Raw genomic sequence first — 20,028 nt, forward strand, 5'->3', positions numbered from 1 at the left:
GGTCGTTTCCCCTTGTTCTTATTCGACACTGTACCATCGGATCAGTCTTGGCGCCGCCCAGTCGGTCGCGACCTGTTCGACCAGGAAGCGGCCGGCATGCTCGGCCAGGAACGCGATCCGCTGGGTTTGTCCGGGTTCGATCGCGAGCGTGTCCAGCCAGAACGGCTTCCAGCCGTCGTCGAGCCGGTCGAGCAGGCGGAAGTGATGGCCGTGAAGGTGGAAGACGGTCGCGATCGGCGCGCGGTTGGTTAGCGCCAGCACGACCGCGCGGCGGGTCTTGGCGCGGAAAGCGGGCGGCGTGGAGGAGGTGAAGCTGGCCGGGCTTGTCCAGCCGGCCGGCGTGCCGAGGACCAGTTCAAACCGCTGGGCATTCTTGAGGTCGAGCTGCGCTGGCAGGCCATTGGAGAGAAGCGGCGGTTCCGGTGACAGCGGGGTGGGGCGCAGTGGGGGCCCGCTGGAAAGCATGAGCCGCCCGATCGGGCGCGCCTCCTTGCCGTCGTGGAGCAGGATCGATGCGGTCGAGGCGGCATCGACAAAAGCATCGGCGCGTCCGCCAGGCGGTAACACGAGCGCGCCGTTGCGTGCGGGGAACGGCTCGGCCGGCTGGCCGTCGATGGCCATGACGCGGACTTCGTGGCTCTCCAATTTCACCGCGAGCACAGTGCGTTGGGAGGCATTGATGAAGCGGAGCCGCAAGCGTTCATTGGCGCGTGCTGAGAGTTCAAATGAGGTCCGGCCGTTAAGAGTATAGACCGGCGTCGTATCCTTGGCGTCCGCGCCAGGCGCTGCCGCCGTGCCATCCGGTCGCAGCCGCCATTCCTCGATCAGGAGCACCTCGTCGCGATCGACCGCGACCCGCTCGCTTTCCAGGATGACCAGTGGTTTTGCGCGCAATGGCCGCGCCTGGCTGTCGTTCAGAAGGCCAGGATCAAACAGGAATGTGCCGGCGTGGCGCAGCGGAAGCTGGAAGCTCTCCTTTGCCCCGGCGGCAAGCGGGGCCCGGGCGAGCAGGGGCTCTGCGGCGGCAGCACCGTCGATGCCCCGGCAGTGCAGGGCAAGCGGCGCAGGAAGATCGCTGCTGAGCGTCACGTCGAGCATCTCGCCGCGGCTCGTCCTGATGTCGTCGCTCCCGACCGACCAGATCGGTGTGCCCGCACCGTCCGGGCGCAGCGCCAGGCTGTCGGGCTTGACGGAGATGGCGAGCGAACGGCGGCCGTGCGCCGGGGACACGGAGGGAAGACCCACCTCCAATGCGGCGGCGCCCAGTCCGGCCAGCAGGGTGCGTCGATCGAGCATCGCAAAAAGGCTTGCCATCGTCCCGATCCGGACCATTTTTGCACCTGTGAGTCCAGCGGCCATTCGGCCGAGGGGACATGCAAAAAAGGCCATTTTTTTGCTGCGCGGGGGCGGGCTCATGCTATAAGCCGCCGCCCGCGGCATCGCGGCCGGACATGATGCGCCAAGCGGGTGTGGCGGAACTGGTAGACGCGCTGGATTTAGGTTCCAGTGACGAAAGTTGTGGGGGTTCGAGTCCCTCCACCCGCACCAAGCGCTCATCCAGCGTTTGCATGATCCCTTTCTGGAGGGCTCGTCTCTTTTTTCGGGAGGCGGGTCAGCCGAACCACCGGCGCAGGCGTCGAGCCACGCGTCGAACCATTGACACAGTCGCGCCCGCAAGAGGCGCGACAGGAGCGGAAGAAGAAGATGCAGGTCACCGAGACCCTGAATGAGGGACTGAAGCACGAGTTCAAGATCAGCGTTCCCGCCACCGACCTCGACGCCAAGGCGGACGCGAAACTTGTCGACCTGAAGGACAAGGTGCGCCTCAACGGTTTCCGTCCCGGCAAAGTGCCCGTCAGCCATCTCAAGAAGATCTACGGCCGTTCGGTGATGGCGGAGACCATCGACCAGACCATCCGCGACACCAACACACAGATCTTCACCGACCGCGGCTTCCGCCTTGCGACCGAGCCGAAGATCACGATGCCGACGGAGCAGAAGGAGGTCGAGGAGCTGCTCGCCGGCAAGAGCGACCTGACCTACACGGTGTCGATCGAGGTCGTGCCGCCGATCACGCTCGCCGATTTCAAGACTTTCTCGGTCGAGAAGCCGGTCGCCGATGTGACTGACACCGACGTCGATGAAGCGATCAAGCGCATCGCCGATCAGGGCCGTCCCTATTCGGCCAAGAGCGAGGGGGCGAAGGCGGAGAACGGCGACCGCGTCACCATCAACTTCAAGGGCACCATCAACGGCGAAGCCTTCGAGGGCGGGACCGGCGAGGGCATCCAGGTCATGCTCGGCGCCGGCCAGTTCATCCCCGGCTTCGAGGAGCAGTTGATTGGCATCGGCGCAGGCGAGACCCGCACGCTGAAGGTCACTTTCCCGAAGAACTATGCCAGCGAAAAGCTCGCCGGCCAGCCGGCCGAATTCGAGACCACGGCGACCGCCGTGGAAGCGCCTGGCGAGACTGTGATCGACGACGAGTTCGCCAAGGCGCTCGGGCTGGAATCGCTCGACAAGTTGAAGGAAGCTGCGCGGGCGCGGCTGACGGCGGAATTCGCCGGCGCGACGCGTCAGCGCATCAAGCGTGCGCTGCTCGACCGGCTCGACGAGAACCACAAGTTCGAGGCGCCGCCGTCGCTGATCGACGAGGAGTTCAACCTGATGTGGAACTCGATCAAGGCGGAGATGGATTCCGCCGGCAAGACGTTTGCCGACGAGAACACCACCGAGGATGCCGCCAAGGAAGAGTACCGCAAGATTGCTGACCGCCGCGTGCGGCTCGGCCTTGTGCTGTCGGAGATCGGCGAGAAGAACAAAATCACGGTGTCCGACGATGAGGTCGGCCGCGCCGTGATCGAGCGCGCCCGCCAGTTGCCGGGCCGCGAGAAGGAGGTCTGGGACTTCTACCGCAACAACGCCCAGGCGCTCGCCCAGCTGCGTGCCCCGATCTACGAGGACAAGGTCGTCGACTTCATTCTCGAACTCGCCAACGTGACCGAGAAAAAGGTCTCGAAGGAAGACCTGTTCAAGGATGAAGACGCCGAGAAAACTGCGGCGTAGTCCCGGCACTTCGTGTTAATGATGAACGGCGAAACCGGCCTGGCGACGGCATTCCGTCGCTAGGCGGGACCTGCCGAATCGGTTTGACTTGCCGCGTTCGGACCTAGCCATCTGTGCGGTCTTGCCGCCGCGAAAATGGCGCATATCTGAGCGCAACTTAACGCAGTCCTGCATCACGGGACGATTGTCCGTACGGGCCAGCCGACGGGCGTTCGGCCCCGCCAACTCCAGGGGTAATCCCATGCGCGATCCCGTCGAAACCTACATGAACCTCGTGCCGATGGTCGTCGAACAGACCAACCGCGGTGAGCGCGCCTACGACATCTTCTCGCGCCTGTTGAAGGAGCGCATCATCTTCGTGACTGGCCCGGTCGAGGATGGCATGTCGACGCTGACCGTCGCGCAGCTCCTGTTCCTCGAGGCCGAGAATCCGAAGAAGGAAATCTCGATGTACATCAACTCGCCTGGCGGCGTGGTGACATCGGGCCTTGCGATCTACGACACCATGCAGTTCATCCGCCCGCCGGTGTCGACGCTGTGCACCGGGCAAGCGGCCTCGATGGGATCGCTATTGCTCGCTGCCGGCGAGAAGGACATGCGCTTCACGCTGCCGAATTCACGCATCATGGTGCATCAGCCCTCCGGCGGCTTCCAGGGCCAGGCCACCGACATCATGCTGCACGCGCAGGAGATCCTGAATCTCAAGAAGCGGCTGAACGAAATCTACGTCAAGCACACCGGCCAGACCTACAAGGCCATCGAGGAAGCGCTCGAGCGCGACAAGTTCCTCACGGCGGACGACGCGAAAGCGTTTGGTCTTGTCGACAAGGTGATCGACAAGCGCCCTGACGATCCGGCTACGGCAAAAGCTGCGTAGTGTTACGGGATCGCTTGCGCGATTTTAACGTTGACGACGAACTCCCTGTCGGCACACTCAGGCGACTGCGGTGCAGTATGCCCCGACTTGGGCAGAAAGTTCCGCTTTCGCATAGCGCTGTCGCGTGGCAATGTCGCAACGGCCGTGCGTTTTCGACAGGTATCCACGTGCGGAGTTTATAAATCACGGTATTGTCACGGTGCCAGGTAGGCCCCCGGTTAGCGAATTCTTGATAGTCGGGTGACAGCATGATTGGCTCTGGCGTATCGGATGTAGTTGCGGGGAAGATTCGACTGAACCGCGATTCGCCAGATCAGTATTAAGTAGGGTCTTTTTTGGTACGGTTTTTGCTCTATCTACACCTAAAGTCCGGGCGGTACCGGAATGGGTCGATCGAGCGATGGGTTCGAACGGCGGACGGAGATAAGAATGAGTAAGGTCGGCACGAGCGATTCCAAGAACACGCTATATTGCTCGTTCTGCGGCAAGAGCCAGCACGAAGTCCGCAAGCTGATCGCGGGTCCCACCGTTTTCATCTGCGACGAATGCGTCGAGCTCTGCATGGACATCATCCGTGAGGAGAACAAGTCCTCGCTGGTGAAGTCGCGCGACGGCATCCCGACTCCGAAGGAAATCTGCAAGGTGCTGGACGATTACGTGATCGGCCAGAGCCATGCCAAGAAGGTGCTGTCGGTTGCCGTGCACAATCACTACAAGCGGCTCAATCATCAGACCAAGCACAACGACGTCGAGCTCGCGAAGTCGAACATCCTGCTGATCGGTCCGACCGGCTCGGGCAAGACGCTGCTGGCGCAGACGCTGGCGCGCATTCTCGATGTGCCCTTCACGATGGCGGACGCGACGACGCTGACCGAAGCCGGCTATGTCGGTGAGGACGTCGAGAACATCATCCTGAAGCTGCTGCAGGCCGCCGACTACAACGTCGAGCGCGCGCAGCGCGGCATCGTCTATATCGACGAGATCGACAAGATCAGCCGCAAGTCGGACAATCCCTCGATCACGCGCGACGTGTCGGGCGAGGGCGTCCAGCAGGCACTGCTGAAGATCATGGAAGGCACGGTGGCTTCGGTTCCGCCGCAGGGCGGCCGCAAGCACCCGCAGCAGGAGTTCCTCCAGGTCGACACCACCAACATCCTCTTCATCTGCGGCGGCGCCTTCTCAGGCTTGGAGAAGATCATCTCTGCACGTGGCCGTTCGACCTCGATCGGCTTTGCGGCGCAGGTGCTCGCGCCGGAAGATCGCCGCACCGGCGAGATTTTCCGCCACGTCGAACCGGAGGATCTCTTGAAGTACGGCCTGATCCCGGAGTTCGTCGGCCGCCTGCCGGTGGTCGCGACGCTGGAGGATCTCGACGAGACCTCGCTGAAGAAGATCCTGACCGATCCGAAGAACGCGCTGGTCAAGCAGTATCAGCGGTTGTTCGAGATGGAGAATATCGAGCTGACCTTCGCCGACGAGGCGCTTGGTGCGGTCGCCCGCAAGGCGATCGAGCGCAAGACCGGCGCCCGTGGGTTGCGCTCGATCCTGGAGAGTATCCTGCTCGAGACCATGTTCGATCTTCCGGGCCTGGAAGGCGTGGAAGAGGTCGTGATTTCGCGCGAAGTGGTCGAGGGAACGGCCCGTCCACTTTACATCTACGCGGATCGTTCCGACCGCGCCGTCGAGAGCAGCGCGAGCGCGTGATGCGCCCGCCGGCCGTCGCGGCCGGATGAGCGAAGATGCGATGGCTGCCGGGATTTCCGGCGGCCATTTTGGCGTAGTTAATGACGCGCGTTTTATCCCGGATTTTCCGGTATTTCTAAGTTACTTGACACCCCCATTGCCGATAGCCACCTAATGCTATCGGTGACGAAAATTCATATCTTTAGATTCGTCGTCAGAAGATCCGAAACGAGAAGCGGCCGACGGCCGGGAGACGTCCGGATCATACCGGCACCTTGTGGTGGCCGCGCAAGCGAGCGGGCCGCGTGCAAGGGGGCACAACGAAAGGAATAGGCCATGACAACCACAAAACCCCGGCCATCGATCGTCTACGGCGAAAGCCATTCTTATCCGGTGCTGCCGCTCCGCGACATTGTCGTCTTCCCGCACATGATCGTGCCGCTCTTCGTCGGCCGCGAGAAGTCGATCCGCGCTCTTGAAGAAGTGATGAAGAACGACGCACTGATCCTGCTCGCGACGCAGAAGAATGCGTCCGACGACGATCCGGCGCCCGAGTCGATCTATGAGACGGGGACGCTCGCGAGCGTGCTGCAGCTCCTGAAGCTGCCCGACGGCACCGTGAAGGTGCTGGTCGAAGGGCTCGAGCGTGCGCGTGTCGAGAAATACTCCGACCGCAGCGAGTTCTACGAGGCGACCGCGGTCGCGCTCGCCGACACCGACGCCAATTCGGTCGAAGCCGAAGCCTTATCGCGCTCGGTCGTGTCCGATTTCGAGAGCTACGTGAAGCTGAACAAGAAGATCTCCGCCGAAGTCGTCGGCGTTGTTCAGGGGATCACTGATTTCGCCAAGCTCAGCGACAACGTCGCTTCGCATCTGGCGGTCAAGATCGCCGATCGCCAGTCCATCCTGGAGACGCTGTCGGTCACCCAGCGCCTGGAGAAGGTGCTTGGCCTGATGGAGAGCGAGATCTCGGTCTTGCAGGTGGAGAAGCGCATCCGCTCGCGCGTCAAGCGTCAGATGGAGAAGACCCAGCGCGAATATTATCTGAACGAGCAGATGAAGGCGATCCAGAAGGAGCTCGGCGACGATGAAGGTCGCGATGAGCTGGCCGATCTGGAAGAGCGCATCAACAAGACCAAGCTGTCCAAGGAAGCGCGAGAGAAGGCGCAGCATGAGTTGAAGAAGCTGCGTCAGATGTCGCCGATGTCTGCGGAAGCGACCGTGGTGCGCAACTATCTGGACTGGCTGCTGTCGATCCCGTGGAACAAGAAGTCCAAGGTCAAGAAGGACCTGGAAGCCGCGCAGGCGGTGCTGGACTCCGACCACTACGGGCTCGAGAAGGTCAAGGACCGCATCGTCGAGTATCTCGCGGTGCAGTCGCGCGCCAACAAGCTGACCGGACCGATCCTGTGCCTGGTCGGGCCTCCCGGCGTCGGCAAGACCTCGCTCGGCAAGTCGATCGCGAGGGCGACGGGGCGTGAATTCGTGCGCGTCTCGCTTGGTGGCGTGCGCGACGAGGCCGAGATCCGCGGTCACCGCCGCACCTATATCGGCTCGATGCCCGGCAAGATCATCCAGTCGATGCGGAAGGCGAAGACCTCGAATCCGCTGTTCCTGTTGGACGAGATCGACAAGATGGGCGCCGACTTCCGCGGCGATCCGTCCTCGGCATTGCTCGAGGTCCTGGACCCCGAGCAGAACTCGACCTTCAACGACCACTATCTGGAGGTCGACTACGACCTGTCGAACGTGATGTTCATCACGACCGCGAATACGCTCAATATTCCGGGCCCGCTGATGGACCGCATGGAGATCATCCGGATCGCAGGCTACACGGAGAACGAGAAAGTCGAGATCGCGCGCAAGCACCTGATCCCGAACGCGATCTCCAAGCACGGCCTGGACTCAAAGGAATGGTCGATCGACGACGATGCCTTGCTGCTGATGATCCGCCGCTACACCCGCGAAGCGGGCGTGCGCAACCTGGAACGTGAGCTGTCGACACTGGCCCGCAAGGCGGTGAAGGAGCTGATGATCTCCAAGAAGAAGTCGGTAAAGGTCACCGAGAAGAACATTGAAGAGTTCCTCGGCGTGCCCAAGTACCGCTTCGGCGAGATCGAGAGCGAGGACCAGGTCGGCATCGTCACGGGTCTGGCCTGGACCGATGTCGGCGGCGAGCTGCTCACCATCGAGGGCGTCATGATGCCTGGCAAGGGCAAGATGACGGTCACGGGCAACCTGCGCGACGTGATGAAGGAGTCGATTTCGGCGGCGGCGTCCTACGTTCGCTCGCGGGCGATCAACTACGGCATCGAGCCGCCGATGTTCGACCGACGCGACATCCACGTGCACGTGCCGGAGGGCGCAACCCCGAAGGATGGTCCGTCCGCCGGTGTCGCGATGGCCACCGCGATCATCTCGGTCATGACCGGTATCCCGGTTCGCCATGAGGTCGCAATGACCGGGGAGATCACGCTGCGCGGCCGTGTGTTGCCGATCGGCGGTCTGAAGGAGAAGCTCCTGGCTGCTGCCCGCGGCGGCATCAAGACGGTGCTGATCCCCGAGGACAATGCCAAGGATCTCACGGAGATTTCCGATGCGATCAAGGGTGGCATGGATATCATCCCGGTCTCCCGTCTCGACGAGGTCGTCGCCAAGGCGTTGGTGCGGGTGCCCACACCGATCGTCTGGGATGAGGAGACCAAGGTCGACGTCAAGCCCGACACTGCCGAAGAAGCGGCGGGCGGCCTGACGGCGCACTGACCAGGACCGGATCGCTTGAACAACGAACGGCGCCTTCGGGCGCCGTTTTTGTTTATGGGAGGTTCGATCGCAGAAAGCGCGACAGAAATAAGGAGCAGGCGGAGACGAGGGTGCCATGAAGATCGACGGGCAATGCCACTGCGGCCTCGTGACCTATGAGGCCGATATCGATCCGGAGCGGGTGTCGATCTGCCACTGTACGGATTGCCAGATGCTGAGCGGCTCGCCTTACCGCGTCACCGTGATCTGCGCCGGCGAAGCAATACGCCTCACGGGCAAGTCGCCGAAAATCTATGGCAAGCCCGGCGACAACGGACGTATCCGCTTCCAGCATTTCTGCCCCGAATGCGGTTCCCCACTGTTTACGAGCGGGGAAGATGGCAGTCCCGAGGATTGGGGCATTCGCTGGGGCAGCATCCGCCAGCGCGACCAATTGCAGCCGCGACGGCAACTCTGGCGCCGCTCAGCCGCGCCCTGGATCAACGATCTCAATGCATTGCCGGGGCTTCCGACTGAATGATGGACCCCATCTTGCGTCTCGGGCCAGGGCAAGGGTAAAGAGGCGGCCGAGGGCGGTTAGCTCAGCTGGTTAGAGCATCTCGTTTACACCGAGAGGGTCGGGAGTTCGAATCTCTCACCGCCTACCAGCCTTCGCCCTGCGGGCTTCGGCTGGGCAAGCCAGGCGATGCGCACAGGGCGAAGGCTGTCGCGCCGAAGCTCGAAGAGCGAAGGCGGACTGGTGCGGCAGGTTCGTGCCGCACCGATGCAAATGCCTGTCGATGAATATCCCGATCTCATGCCGTCTTGGTGAACATCGTCAGGACGCCATCAGCGATGTTGATGGCAACGACTTGCGAGGAAGTCACGCCCTTCGACTTGAGCGCGGATACTGCCTGCGGGGTCGCGTCAATGGACTTCCGAAGTGACTGCATGTCCTCATCGCTGGTCTGCGAGATGATTTCATCCACTTTCGACCGCACGGCCGGCTGCAGTTCCTTGACGTCGACAACCTGTATGCTCCGTATCACGGTGCCGGGCTGAGACTGAGCAGGCGGTGACTCCGCTCCGCGTTGTTGCGAGGGGGCTCCCTGTGCCAGCACCAAAGCCGGAGTTCCCAGGCAGAGAGCTGCAATGATGGCGGACGCCGTAAAGATGCGCATGGTCATGCCTTTCCAGGTTGAGGAATAAACAAGTCCTAACCGTGAAATCTGGTTGGTATCTGCTTCTCATGTGGCCATTCGGTGAAAGCAATGCGGCTTCAATGCGCACGGCTGACGCTCACTGACGGATTGGCGATGCGCGCAACTGGGTGATATCATTGCGTGAAAACCCGGGAGCAGCCCATGAGAGCCCTTGTTGCCGCCCTGATGATCGCGTTGATGGCCGGATCGGCGTTGGCGCAGAACGCCGTGCCGCGATACGGCGACGTCGACAAGGACAAGAGTCCGTCGCAGAAGGAGGAGGAGCGCAAGGCCGAGCGCGCCTACCAGAGATCGCTGCGTAACATTCCCGACAAGGCGGGGCCCAGCGATCCCTGGGGCGCCGTACGCAGCGACAACGCGCCCCCATCGGCCGCCAATGCAACGCAGAGGAAATCCAAAACCGGCAGTGCTGCGAAATAGGCGCTGCAATGAAATACTTCCTCTGCAAGCTTGTTCCGCCACGTCCGACCTTCCCTCAGGATATGACGCCGCGCGAGGCCGAGATCATGCAGGCCCACACGGCCTATTGCGGGGAACTGCTACGGACCGGCAAGGCGATCGTGTTCGGCCCCGTGGCCGATCCGGCCGGTGTCTGGGGGTTAGGCGTGCTGCAATTGCCTGACGATGCCGATCCGCAGACCATCATCGCCAACGATCCCGTCATGAAGGCCGATGCCGGCTTCACCTATCAGGTGGTGCCGATGCCGCGGGCTGCAACGAAAGAGACCTGCTGATGGACGCCGCCCTTGGTCACGAACAAAACGCCGACCAGATCGCTTACTGGAACGGACCGGGCGGCCAGCGCTGGGCCGACCGGCAGGCGGCGCAGGACATCCTCCTCACTCCGATCCTCGACATCCTGATCGATCGCGCCAAGCCGAAGACAGGCGAGCGCGTGATCGACATCGGTTGCGGCAGCGGCGCGACCACGGTCGCATTTGCTGAGCAGGTCGGACCATCCGGCCACGTGCTCGGTATCGACGTCTCCGGCCCAATGCTTGAACGGGCGCGGCAACGGGTGACGCCCGGATTGTCGCTGGAGTACGCGCTCGCGGACGCAACCGTGTACCCGTTCGCTCCCGCAAGCTTCGATCTGTTGGCGTCGCGGTTTGGCGTGATGTTCTTCGCCGATCCCGCGGTGTCGTTTGCGAATATGAGGAAGGCGCTGCGATCGTCAGGGCGGCTTGCGTTCATCTGCTGGCGCGAGCCGCGCGAGAATCCATTCTTCATGACGTCGTTGCAGGCCGCTTACAAGCACGTGCCGAAATTGCCGCAGCAGGGGCCCGAGGATCCGGGGCCGTTCGCGTTCGCCTCGGAGGAGCGCGTGCGACGCATCTTAGGCGCGGCCGGCTTCAAGAATGTGGAGATGGAGCCATGCCCGCTCTCGCTCGATGCCGCGATCGGCCGCGGCCTCGATGGCGCGGTGCAAGGCGCGCTCGAGATTGGGCCGGCCAGCCGGGCGCTGCAGGATCAGCCGCCCGAACTCCGCGCCGCTGCCGCAGGTGCGATCCGCGAGGCGCTCGCGCCATTCGTCAAAGGCGATTCAGTGCTGCTGCCCGCCTCGATCTGGATCGTGACGGCGAAGGCATCGTAGCTCTTCTCGTCATTGCTTCGCTTCGCTCGCAATGACGGGGGGGAGAGCTAGCGTACGTGGCGGCTACGCCCGCTCTTCCCAGATCATCGCGAGATGCACGATGGTCTGCACCGCCTTTTCCATATCCTGCCGGCTTACCCATTCCAGGCGCGAGTGGAAGGCGTGCTCGCCGGCGAAGATGTTGGGGCAGGGCAGGCCCATGAACGAGAGGCGCGAGCCATCCGTGCCGCCGCGGATCGAGGTCTTCAGCGGCGTCAGGCCGGCGCGGCGAATCGCCTCAACGGCGTAGCCTATGATCTCCGGATGACGGTCGATGACTTGCTTCATGTTGCGGTACTGCTGCTTGACCTCCATGCGGTAGGTCGAGCGCGGATAGGCTTTCATCACGTCCTTGACGATCGCCTCCAGCAGCGCCTCCTTCTCCTTCAATCCTCCTTCCGTGAAATCGCGGACGATGAAGTCGAGCCTGGCCTGCTCCAGCGCGCCCGAGATCGCGATCGGATGCAGAAAGCCTTCCTTGCCTTCGGTGGTCTCCGGCGAGCAGGTGCTCTTTGGCAACCGCTCGACGATCGCGGCCGCGATCTTGATCGCGTGCTCCATCTTGCCCTTGGCAAAGCCGGGGTGCGTGGCGACGCCTTCGATCGTGATGCTGGCGCCGTCGGCGGAGAAGGTCTCGTCCTCGATATGGCCGGCGGTTTCACCGTCGATCGTATAGGCGAAATCGGCGCCGAGCTTCTTCAGGTCGACCTTGTCGACGCCGCGGCCGATCTCCTCATCGGGCGTGAACAGGATCTTGATGATGCCGTGCTTCACTTGGGGATTGTGGACCAGGAAATGCGCGGCATCCATGATCTCGGCGACGCCGGCCTTGTTGTCGGCCCCCAGCAGCGTGGTGCCGTCGGTCGTGATGATGTCGTTGCCGATCTGGTCGGAAAGCGCCGGATGCTCGGCGGCGCGGATCACCTGGGCGGGGTCAGCGGGCAGCACGATGTCGCCGCCGCGATAGTTCTTCACGATCTGCGGCCGCACATTCTTGCCGCTGCAGTCGGGCGAGGTGTCCATGTGCGAGCAGAAGCAGATCACCGGCACCTTCTTGTCCGACGTGGCCGGGATGGTCGCGTAGACATAGCCGTGCTGGTCTAGATGCGCGTCTTTGATCCCCATCGCCTGCAATTCCGAAACGAGGAGGCGGCCGAGATCCTTCTGCTTCTCGGTGGAGGGGCAGGTCGGCGATTCCGGATCGGACTGGGTATCGATCACGACATAGCGCAGGAAGCGCTCGGTGACGGTGTGTTTGAAATCAAGCGTAGGAGCCAGCATGTGACCGCAAGTCCAGAAGGTGGATTGGGCTGGCTCTATAACAGAAAAGCGCCATTCCAGGTGCCGCGTCGAAGAGGCGAAATGGCGCTGATTTGAACGAAAGGCGTGGCGATCAAATCGCTTCCTTGAGTTCCTTTGCGGGGCGGAAGGCGACCTTCTTGCTGGCCTTGATGTGGATCTGCTCGCCGGTGGCGGGGTTGCGGCCCATCCGGGCGGCGCGCTTACGCACCTGCAGGATACCGAGGCCGACAATGCGGATGCGCTCGCCCTTCTTCAGGTGCTTGGTGATTCGCGTCACAACATCGGTCAGGATGCTTTCGGCCTGCTTTTTGGAAAGTTCCTGTTCCTCGGCGATCGCCGCCGCCAAGTGCTTCAGAGTGATGGTCGCCGGGGTGGCTGCTTTCTTCGCCATACGTGGCCCTCCTCGTGGTGAATGGCTTAACTCGTGGTGAATGGCTTAAAGAGAAGCGTTTTCGAGGGAAGCGGATACCGGTTCGTTGGCGAAAACGCGTCGACGGGAGATCTGGAGCCCTTGGGGGTCTCGACGGCGAGGGTCCAGGAAACCGTGACATTTCAGGCCTTAGTCGATTCGGGCCCTGACTGACTACGCCGTTTCGCCCAAGAATCGGCCACCTATCTGCATCGCAGCCGCAAAGCCGCCGCTGAACAAAGGAGGATCTCAACATCCTTGACTTCAAAAGATCGCCCCTTTAAGTCCCCCACGTCTCGCGGATTTGCACATCACGCGGGAGTAGCTCAGTTGGTTAGAGCGCCGGCCTGTCACGCCGGAGGTCGCGGGTTCGAGCCCCGTCTCTCGCGCCATTTTGGCGATATTTCTCAGATAGTTGGCTCCGCGTCCGACCCTTCAATCCGCCCCTGGTTCGCGAACCTTGCCGGCGGTGGCGAACGGGCCGGTCCGCATCCCGAGATCGATGCGAGGGCGCCAGGTTCCGCCAGGTGGCGAGCCGGAAAATGTTCCCATCAGAAGCGCTTCGAGATGTGATCTTGTTGCCACAAGTACACAGCGAAGTTGCCTCGATCGGCCACCGGGGCGTGCCGTCAGCTTTGGATTGCGAGATTTGTCATGAAACCGATATAGAAATGTTCTGAAACCATTCTGATTGAGCTTCGACGCTATGCTATCAGTTTTCGGGGGGCCGGGCTTTGCAATCAGTGTTGTTCGCCGTCCTGCTGTCCGTGGGGCCGATTGCGGTGCTCGCGCACGGTCTGGCCGGGACCGGCTCGATGATCACCGGTCTGCTGATGGCCCTGCCTACTGCAGCGCTCCTTGTCCTGGCGAGATGGCGCGAATTCACGCCTGATCTTTGCGACATGCTCTTCGTGCTTTTCTGTTGCGGCATCGCGCTTTCCTTTGCCGCCAACGGCGTCATCGCGCAGAAAGAGGCCGTTCTTCTCGCCTTATCCCTTGCGGCCTATCCGGCGGCCAGGCTGAGCCCGCGGCACGGCGCAATCTCCACCGGTTTCGTTGTCGTCACGGCTGCAGTGGTCACTGTCGGTGCAATTGTCACCGTGGTCGCGCTCGCGGGCCAATGGAACGACAATCATGGCAAGCCGCTCGTTTTCGGCGAGTATGACGCTGCGCCGGCGCAATTCACGATATCGCTCGGTTTTCTCGTTCTGGCGCTGGCCTGCACAGACCTCAATTGGCGGCGGACGGCATGGATTTCGATCCTTTCGGCCGTGCCCACAGCCATCTTCGCGGCATCAATCGTACGCTACTCCTTTGTCGTGATCGTCGTGGCGCTGCTCGCAGCGATGGTGGCTGCCAGGCCCACGCAACGCAAGTTCATTGCCGTGATCATGTGCGCCACGATCGCTTCGATTGCGGTTGGCGCGGTCGCCAGGTCATCAACAACGCTCAAATTCGCCAGGCACGCCGAAGTGGCGCTGACCAACAATGAGGCGGCGGCACCGGCGATGCCGGCTCCGCCGGCTCCGCAGGCCTCCTGTCCTGCCATCGACCGGGATAATTCGATCATCATCCGGCAGCAGCTCTACAAGGACGCGTTCGCATTGCTGCCGGAAGTAGGGCTGACGGGACTGGGACTGGACGGCTTCACCCAGCGGTCGTGCCTGAAAGGCTTCCAGGTTCACAACTCCGTCCTGCAAGTCATCATCGAATTCGGCTGGCTTGGGGGCGTCTTCCTCATCCTGATGCTCTGTCACACGATGGGAAAGCGGATGTTCTCATTGGCGAGGATCAATCGCGAAGCCCGCTTCGTGCTGTGCAGCCTCGTGTTCACGCTCATGCTGGGCATGGCGCATGGCAGGATCAGCAGGGACATCGCATTGTTCCTGTTTCTGGGATACGCGGCCAAGCTGCGTAGCAGTGCGCTCGCTATTGAGGAGCAAGCCTGGATATTCGGAGACGGTCCGATCAGAGCGATTCCGGCGGGGGCTGTCGGCGCCTGTTTGAACACGAAAGCCGCCGCCTGACGGCGGACTAGAACTCGTAGAGGTCCCGGCCGCGGCGCGCCATCTCCTTGAGATCGGCCAATGTGCCGCGGATCGCGCTGCAGCAGCGGCATTCGATGATCGCGTCGTCGGACGCGGCGGCTGGTCTCTCCAGCCTGATCGAGAGACTGCCGCAATCGGTGCAGACGATCTTGAAGCCGGAGGCGTATGTTTCCTGGTGCAGATTCATTGGCGGCGAGGGTCCTGTCGACCTTCTCTATACGTGCCGAAATTTAAGCTTGGGATCGCGCCGTCGATTGCAATCGAGCGATTGCGTTAGGGCTTGTTAACGCAGCCTGTCTGGCCGGGTGGATAAGTCGATCGTTGGCCGTCCCAGTCTATCTCACCCACGTCACCTCCGTGGTCGCGGCCTGCCTGCTGCTTGCGGCTAACGGCATCGCCCGCGCGCTCCGAACGCTGGAGCGCGCCAGACATTCGCATCCGACGGCGCGCAAAAACTCCGGCCGAGCTGGTCGGCGACGACGAGGCCGAACCGGGCGGGCCGCCAGCTTCCCAGCCCACCAGACAACAAAGCCGCCCCGAGGGGCGGCTTTCTGTGCCGTCTAGAAATGCGTTGGTCAGCGGACCGTGGAGGTCCCCGAACTGGTGATGGCGACCGGCTTGCCTGCCTTCACGACCTGGATCTGGGCGGTCTGGGTGAACTCGGAATTGTTGCGCGTGGCGATGCCCAAGGCTGTGACCGCAATGCCCGCCACCAGCGCCACCACCACGATCTTCAGGTGCGTCGAGCGATCTGCAGAGTGGATTGAGTGGTTCATCTGAAGCCTCCGGGCGGACTTTGCCGCCGCCTGTTGGCACAGAGGTACGCCTAATCTGTTTCAGGATGGTTTCGCAGGTTCCCAAAATGGTTTCGTTGCGCGGCTGGATTTGTTTCATGCGGCATGCGGTCGGCGGCGGAGACCAGGGAAAGGAAAATAGTCACAACCGGCGGGCAATCCTTGGGGATAACGCCCGCTAAGGGCGGGGGCGGACCGACATACCATTTCGATCGACGGGACTGCCGGACTTCAACTAAACGAGAGGCGCGTAGGGACGGCTGGGCACCTTATTGTCCAGGGCGGGATTTGCGCGATCTGAAGCTGCAAATCCGGGCACCAACCTTCAAGATTACGCGTTCTTGGTCCGGGGCGAGAACGAGCGCCCAACAGCGGTTGATCGGAGGCGGCTGAGCCCGGACAGGGCTTTAAAATTGCTTGTCTTGCGCGCTCTGTTGCGCTGCGCTAAGGCTCAAGAATAATTCCAATGAACGAATCTGCGGCTGTCCGAAACCGCAGCAAGAAGGCACCGCCGATGAACGGCATCCTGCAGAATTATCTTCCACTTGTGGTCTTTATTGGGGTCGCCGGCGTGATCGGCCTGGCGCTCCTGATCGCGCCATTCCTGCTCGCATTCCAGCAGCCGGATGCGGAAAAGCTGTCCGCCTATGAATGCGGATTCAACGCTTTTGACGACGCCCGCATGAAGTTCGACGTCCGCTTCTATCTGGTGGCGATCCTCTTCATCATCTTCGACCTCGAAGTGGCGTTTCTGTTCCCGTGGGCGGTGGCGTTCGGCAAGCTGGGTGCGACCGGGTTCTGGTCGATGATGGTGTTCCTGGCCGTGCTGACGGTCGGCTTTGCCTATGAATGGAAGAAAGGCGCGCTCGAATGGGATTGAGCCCCACCGCTGAAACATTCCAGCCGGCGATCGCGCCGGCACCGAAGGGCATCCTTGATCCCGCCACCGGCAAGCCGGTTGGCGCCAACGATCCGTATTTCCGCGAGATCAACCACGAACTCTCCGACAAGGGCTTCTTCGTCGCGGCCGCCGACGACCTGATCACCTGGGCCCGTACCGGCTCGCTGATGTGGATGACGTTTGGCCTGGCCTGCTGCGCGGTCGAGATGATGCAGGTCTCGATGCCGCGCTACGACGTAGAGCGCTTCGGCTTCGCGCCGCGTGCCTCGCCCCGGCAGTCGGACGTGATGATCGTCGCGGGCACGCTGACCAACAAGATGGCGCCGGCGCTGCGCAAGGTCTACGACCAGATGCCCGAGCCGCGCTACGTGATCTCGATGGGCTCGTGCGCCAATGGCGGCGGCTACTATCACTATTCCTATTCGGTGGTGCGCGGCTGCGACCGTATCGTGCCGATCGACATCTACGTGCCGGGCTGCCCGCCGACGGCGGAAGCGCTGCTGTACGGCATCCTGCTGCTGCAGAAGAAGATCCGGCGCATCGGCACTATCGAACGCTAAGGTATTACGTCATGGACGACGCCAAGCTCGACGCCTTGGGGCAGACGATCGTTAGCGCGCTTCCCGGCGCGGCGAGGGCCTATTCGGTTGCGTTCGACCAGCTCACGGTTGATGTGGAGGCGGAGAAGATCGTCGACGTCGTCAAGCACCTGCGTGACGATCCGGCGCTGCGCTTCGTCAACTTCACCGACGTGACCGCAGTCGATTACCCCGATCGGGAGAAGCGGTTCGACGTCGTCTACCACTTCCTGTCACCGACGCTGAACGCACGCATCCGCCTGCGCGCGGAGGCGGACGAGAACACGCAGGTGCCCTCGATCATCGAGGTGTTTCCCGGCGCCGATTGGTTCGAGCGCGAGACCTACGACCTCTATGGCGTGATCTTTACCGGCCATCCCGACATGCGCCGGCTCCTGACCGACTACGGCTTCGACGGCCACCCGCTGCGCAAGGACTTTCCGCTCACCGGCTTCGTCGAGGTCCGCTACGACGACGAGGAGAAGCGGGTGGTGTACGAGCCGGTGCGCCTCAACCAGGAATTCCGCAAGTTCGATTTCCTCTCGCCCTGGGAAGGTGCGGACTATCCGCTGCCCGGAGACGAGAAGGCGAAGGCGGAGCCGAAGGCCTGACCATGAATGAACAACCGCAGAACCTGCGCAACTTCACCATCAACTTTGGACCGCAGCATCCGGCTGCGCACGGCGTGTTGCGCCTTGTGCTCGAACTGGACGGCGAAGTGGTCGCGCGTGTCGATCCGCATATCGGGCTGCTTCATCGCGGCACCGAGAAGCTGATCGAGCACAAGACCTATCTGCAGGCGATCCCGTATTTCGATCGGCTCGATTACGTCGCGCCGATGAACCAGGAGCATGCCTTCTGTCTCGCGGCGGAGAGGCTGCTGGGGATCGAGGTGCCGCGGCGCGGGCAGTTGATCCGCGTGCTCTATTGCGAAATCGGCCGCATCCTGTCGCATCTGCTCAACGTCACCACGCAGGCGATGGACGTCGGCGCGCTCACCCCGCCTCTGTGGGGCTTCGAGGAGCGCGAGAAGCTGATGGTGTTCTACGAGCGCGCCTCGGGCTCGCGCATGCATGCGGCCTACTTCCGGATCGGCGGCGTGCACCAGGACCTGCCGCCGAAGCTGATCGACGATATCGAAGCGTGGTGCGATCCGTTCCTTAAAGTGGTCGACGATCTCGATACGTTGCTCACCGGCAACCGCATCTTCAAGCAGCGCAACGTCGACATCGGCGTGGTGCCGCTGAAGGAAGCCTGGGAGTGGGGCTTTTCCGGCGTGATGGTGCGCGGCTCGGGCGCGGCGTGGGACCTGCGCAAGTCGCAGCCTTACGAGTGCTATGCCGAGATGGATTTCGACATCCCGATCGGCAAGAACGGCGATTGCTACGACCGCTACCTGATCCGCATGGAAGAGATGCGCCAGTCGGTGCGCATCATGAAGCAATGCATTCAGAAGCTCAAAGCGCCGGACGGGCAGGGACCGGTTGTCGTCGAGGACAACAAGATCGCCCCGCCCCGCCGCGGCGAGATGAAGCGTTCGATGGAAGCGCTGATCCATCACTTCAAGCTCTATACCGAGGGCGTGCATGTGCCGGCCGGCGAGATCTATGCCGCTGTCGAAGCGCCCAAGGGCGAGTTCGGCGTCTATCTCGTCGCCGACGGGACCAACAAGCCCTACAAGTGCAAGATCCGCGCGCCGGGCTTTGCCCATCTGCAGGCGATGGATCACATCTGCAGGGGCCATCTGCTCGCCGACGTCTCCGCAATCCTGGGCTCGCTCGACATCGTGTTCGGAGAGGTCGATCGGTGATGGTGCAGCCGCCGATCCAGTTTGACCGCACCTCGGGGGCTCTCGAAGGAGCCAACCTGTGGGAGCGGACGGCTGCGCTGGCGCTGTCGACGGGCTCGAAGATCTCCTCGCACTTTTCCCACATGGGCTACATCGCCTGCGCCAACCTGCTGCGCAAGATGCTGCCTGAGCGCAACATTGCCGTCCGGCTCAACGAGGACGCGGTGTTCGAGTTTCCCTATGGCGACGGCTATTGGAGCAAGCTGCTTAATCGCTCCTACCATTACGAGGACGAGCTCGAACTCCTGTTCAAGGATTCCGCCGACGTCGACTACACGCTGATCGATTGCGGCGCGAACTACGGCTATTGGTCGGTGCTGGTCTCGAGCAAGCCGTTCGGCGCGCAGAAGGCGATCGCGATCGAGCCGTCGGGACAGAATTTCGCAAAGCTTGCGAACAACGCAGATATCAACGGCAACCGCTTCGAGACGATGAAATGCGCGATCGGCGCGGGCAGGGGCACCGCGCGCCTGTCCGGCACAAAGCATGAGGCGTTCAGCATCGCCGGCGACCAGAGCGACGGCGAGGAAGTGCCGGTCATCGCGCTCGACAACCTGCTCGATGACGGCAAGATCGCGCTGAATGGAAAATATCTGATCAAGCTCGACGTCGAGGGCGTCGAGATCGAAGCGATGAAGGGCGGCGTCCGGTTGATGCAGGGCGACAGCGTGCTGCTGTGCGAGGAGCATGGCAGCGATCGCCAGCATACCGTGTCGCGCTACATCCTCGAAGAGACCCCACTCGCGCTGATCGTTTACGATCCCCGCTCCAACCGCCTTGAAACCGTAACCGAGCTTTCGATCCTCGATCGCATCAAGGTATCGACCCATGTCGGCTACAACGTGTTCGGCACCGCAAGCGCCTTCTGGCAGGACCGGATCAACGCGCTGAATGCGAAGGCCGTGCGCCGCGTGCAATGAGAG

20 protein-coding genes and 3 tRNA genes are annotated in these 20,028 nt (G+C 62.3%); 17 read left to right on the plus strand and 6 right to left on the minus strand.

What is annotated here, in order from left to right; genetic code table 11:
* Positions 1-18 precede the first annotated feature (18 nt).
* On the minus strand, positions 19-1,314 hold the full coding sequence (locus J6497_RS25795; RefSeq protein WP_225707090.1) for a multicopper oxidase family protein: 1,296 nt from the start codon (positions 1,312-1,314) through the stop codon (positions 19-21).
* 149 nt (positions 1,315-1,463) lie between these two features.
* Here J6497_RS25795 and J6497_RS25800 point away from each other — a divergent pair.
* The 7 genes from J6497_RS25800 (at position 1,464) to J6497_RS25830 (ending at position 9,036) form a co-directional block, all read left to right on the plus strand.
* Positions 1,464-1,548 (plus strand) — tRNA-Leu (locus tag J6497_RS25800).
* A 156-nt stretch (positions 1,549-1,704) separates the two neighbouring features.
* The gene (gene tig / locus J6497_RS25805; RefSeq protein ID WP_225707091.1) at positions 1,705-3,066 is read left to right on the plus strand and encodes a trigger factor; all 1,362 of its coding nucleotides are present in this window, start codon (positions 1,705-1,707) and stop codon (positions 3,064-3,066) included.
* A 241-nt stretch (positions 3,067-3,307) separates the two neighbouring features.
* Positions 3,308-3,943, plus strand: coding sequence for an ATP-dependent Clp protease proteolytic subunit (locus tag J6497_RS25810; protein WP_225707092.1), 636 nt, complete (start codon positions 3,308-3,310; stop codon positions 3,941-3,943).
* 429 nt (positions 3,944-4,372) lie between these two features.
* On the plus strand, positions 4,373-5,647 hold the full coding sequence (gene clpX, locus J6497_RS25815; protein ID WP_024506813.1) for an ATP-dependent Clp protease ATP-binding subunit ClpX: 1,275 nt from the start codon (positions 4,373-4,375) through the stop codon (positions 5,645-5,647).
* Between the two features lie 315 nt (positions 5,648-5,962).
* Positions 5,963-8,389 (plus strand): endopeptidase La, encoded by a 2,427-nt coding sequence (gene lon / locus J6497_RS25820; protein WP_225707093.1) that lies wholly within the window; start codon positions 5,963-5,965, stop codon positions 8,387-8,389.
* A gap of 115 nt (positions 8,390-8,504) precedes the next feature.
* Positions 8,505-8,909, plus strand: a complete 405-nt coding sequence (locus J6497_RS25825) for a GFA family protein (RefSeq protein WP_225707094.1) — start codon at positions 8,505-8,507, stop codon at positions 8,907-8,909.
* A 50-nt stretch (positions 8,910-8,959) separates the two neighbouring features.
* A tRNA-Val gene (locus J6497_RS25830) sits at positions 8,960-9,036 on the plus strand.
* Positions 9,037-9,183: 147 nt separating this feature from the next.
* Here J6497_RS25830 and J6497_RS25835 read toward each other — a convergent pair.
* Positions 9,184-9,555, minus strand: coding sequence for a hypothetical protein (locus J6497_RS25835; RefSeq protein WP_225707095.1), 372 nt, complete (start codon positions 9,553-9,555; stop codon positions 9,184-9,186).
* Positions 9,556-9,732: 177 nt separating this feature from the next.
* Here J6497_RS25835 and J6497_RS25840 point away from each other — a divergent pair, with 177 nt between their 5' ends.
* The 3 genes from J6497_RS25840 to J6497_RS25850 are packed head-to-tail and all read left to right on the plus strand — an operon-like array spanning position 9,733 to position 11,185.
* Positions 9,733-10,011 (plus strand): hypothetical protein, encoded by a 279-nt coding sequence (locus tag J6497_RS25840; protein WP_225707096.1) that lies wholly within the window; start codon positions 9,733-9,735, stop codon positions 10,009-10,011.
* Between the two features lie 8 nt (positions 10,012-10,019).
* A complete protein-coding gene (locus J6497_RS25845) occupies positions 10,020-10,325 on the plus strand; it encodes a YciI family protein (RefSeq protein ID WP_225707097.1) in 306 nt (101 codons plus the stop codon).
* Entirely contained in the window at positions 10,325-11,185 is an 861-nt protein-coding gene (locus J6497_RS25850) for a class I SAM-dependent methyltransferase (protein ID WP_225707098.1), read from the plus strand. Before J6497_RS25845 ends, J6497_RS25850 begins: the two co-directional genes overlap by 1 nt.
* Before the next feature lie 63 nt (positions 11,186-11,248).
* Here the strand turns inward: J6497_RS25850 and pepT are convergent, their stop codons facing one another.
* Together pepT and J6497_RS25860 are read right to left on the minus strand one after the other, a co-directional pair.
* A complete protein-coding gene (gene pepT, locus J6497_RS25855) occupies positions 11,249-12,505 on the minus strand; it encodes a peptidase T (RefSeq protein WP_225707099.1) in 1,257 nt (418 codons plus the stop codon).
* 112 nt (positions 12,506-12,617) lie between these two features.
* The gene (locus J6497_RS25860) at positions 12,618-12,917 is read right to left on the minus strand and encodes an HU family DNA-binding protein (protein WP_225707100.1); all 300 of its coding nucleotides are present in this window, start codon (positions 12,915-12,917) and stop codon (positions 12,618-12,620) included.
* A gap of 333 nt (positions 12,918-13,250) precedes the next feature.
* Between J6497_RS25860 and J6497_RS25865 the strand changes: the two genes are divergently transcribed.
* Both J6497_RS25865 and J6497_RS25870 read left to right on the plus strand, forming a co-directional pair.
* Positions 13,251-13,327 (plus strand) — tRNA-Asp (locus J6497_RS25865).
* Positions 13,328-13,678: 351 nt separating this feature from the next.
* Complete coding sequence (locus J6497_RS25870; protein ID WP_225707101.1) at positions 13,679-14,962, plus strand: O-antigen ligase family protein; 1,284 nt, start codon at positions 13,679-13,681, stop codon at positions 14,960-14,962.
* 7 nt (positions 14,963-14,969) lie between these two features.
* Here the strand turns inward: J6497_RS25870 and J6497_RS25875 are convergent, their stop codons facing one another.
* On the minus strand, positions 14,970-15,170 hold the full coding sequence (locus J6497_RS25875; RefSeq protein ID WP_225707102.1) for a hypothetical protein: 201 nt from the start codon (positions 15,168-15,170) through the stop codon (positions 14,970-14,972).
* Between the two features lie 388 nt (positions 15,171-15,558).
* Positions 15,559-15,759 carry a hypothetical protein gene (locus J6497_RS25880; RefSeq protein WP_225707103.1) on the minus strand — a complete coding sequence of 67 codons (201 nt, stop codon included), beginning with the start codon at positions 15,757-15,759 and terminating at the stop codon, positions 15,559-15,561.
* A 532-nt stretch (positions 15,760-16,291) separates the two neighbouring features.
* Here J6497_RS25880 and J6497_RS25885 point away from each other — a divergent pair.
* The 5 genes from J6497_RS25885 to J6497_RS25905 are packed head-to-tail and all read left to right on the plus strand — an operon-like array spanning position 16,292 to position 20,025.
* Entirely contained in the window at positions 16,292-16,657 is a 366-nt protein-coding gene (locus J6497_RS25885; RefSeq protein WP_225707135.1) for an NADH-quinone oxidoreductase subunit A, read from the plus strand.
* Positions 16,648-17,238, plus strand: a complete 591-nt coding sequence (locus tag J6497_RS25890) for a NuoB/complex I 20 kDa subunit family protein (RefSeq protein ID WP_225707104.1) — start codon at positions 16,648-16,650, stop codon at positions 17,236-17,238. Before J6497_RS25885 ends, J6497_RS25890 begins: the two co-directional genes overlap by 10 nt.
* 11 nt (positions 17,239-17,249) lie before the next feature.
* Positions 17,250-17,867, plus strand: a complete 618-nt coding sequence (locus tag J6497_RS25895) for an NADH-quinone oxidoreductase subunit C (RefSeq protein ID WP_225707105.1) — start codon at positions 17,250-17,252, stop codon at positions 17,865-17,867.
* A 2-nt stretch (positions 17,868-17,869) separates the two neighbouring features.
* Positions 17,870-19,066 carry an NADH-quinone oxidoreductase subunit D gene (locus J6497_RS25900; RefSeq protein WP_225707106.1) on the plus strand — a complete coding sequence of 399 codons (1,197 nt, stop codon included), beginning with the start codon at positions 17,870-17,872 and terminating at the stop codon, positions 19,064-19,066.
* Entirely contained in the window at positions 19,066-20,025 is a 960-nt protein-coding gene (locus J6497_RS25905) for an FkbM family methyltransferase (protein ID WP_225707136.1), read from the plus strand. Before J6497_RS25900 ends, J6497_RS25905 begins: the two co-directional genes overlap by 1 nt.
* Positions 20,026-20,028: the final 3 nt, after the last annotated feature.

The sequence above is a fragment of the Bradyrhizobium cenepequi genome (assembly GCF_020329485.1).
Classification (GTDB): domain Bacteria; phylum Pseudomonadota; class Alphaproteobacteria; order Rhizobiales; family Xanthobacteraceae; genus Bradyrhizobium; species Bradyrhizobium cenepequi.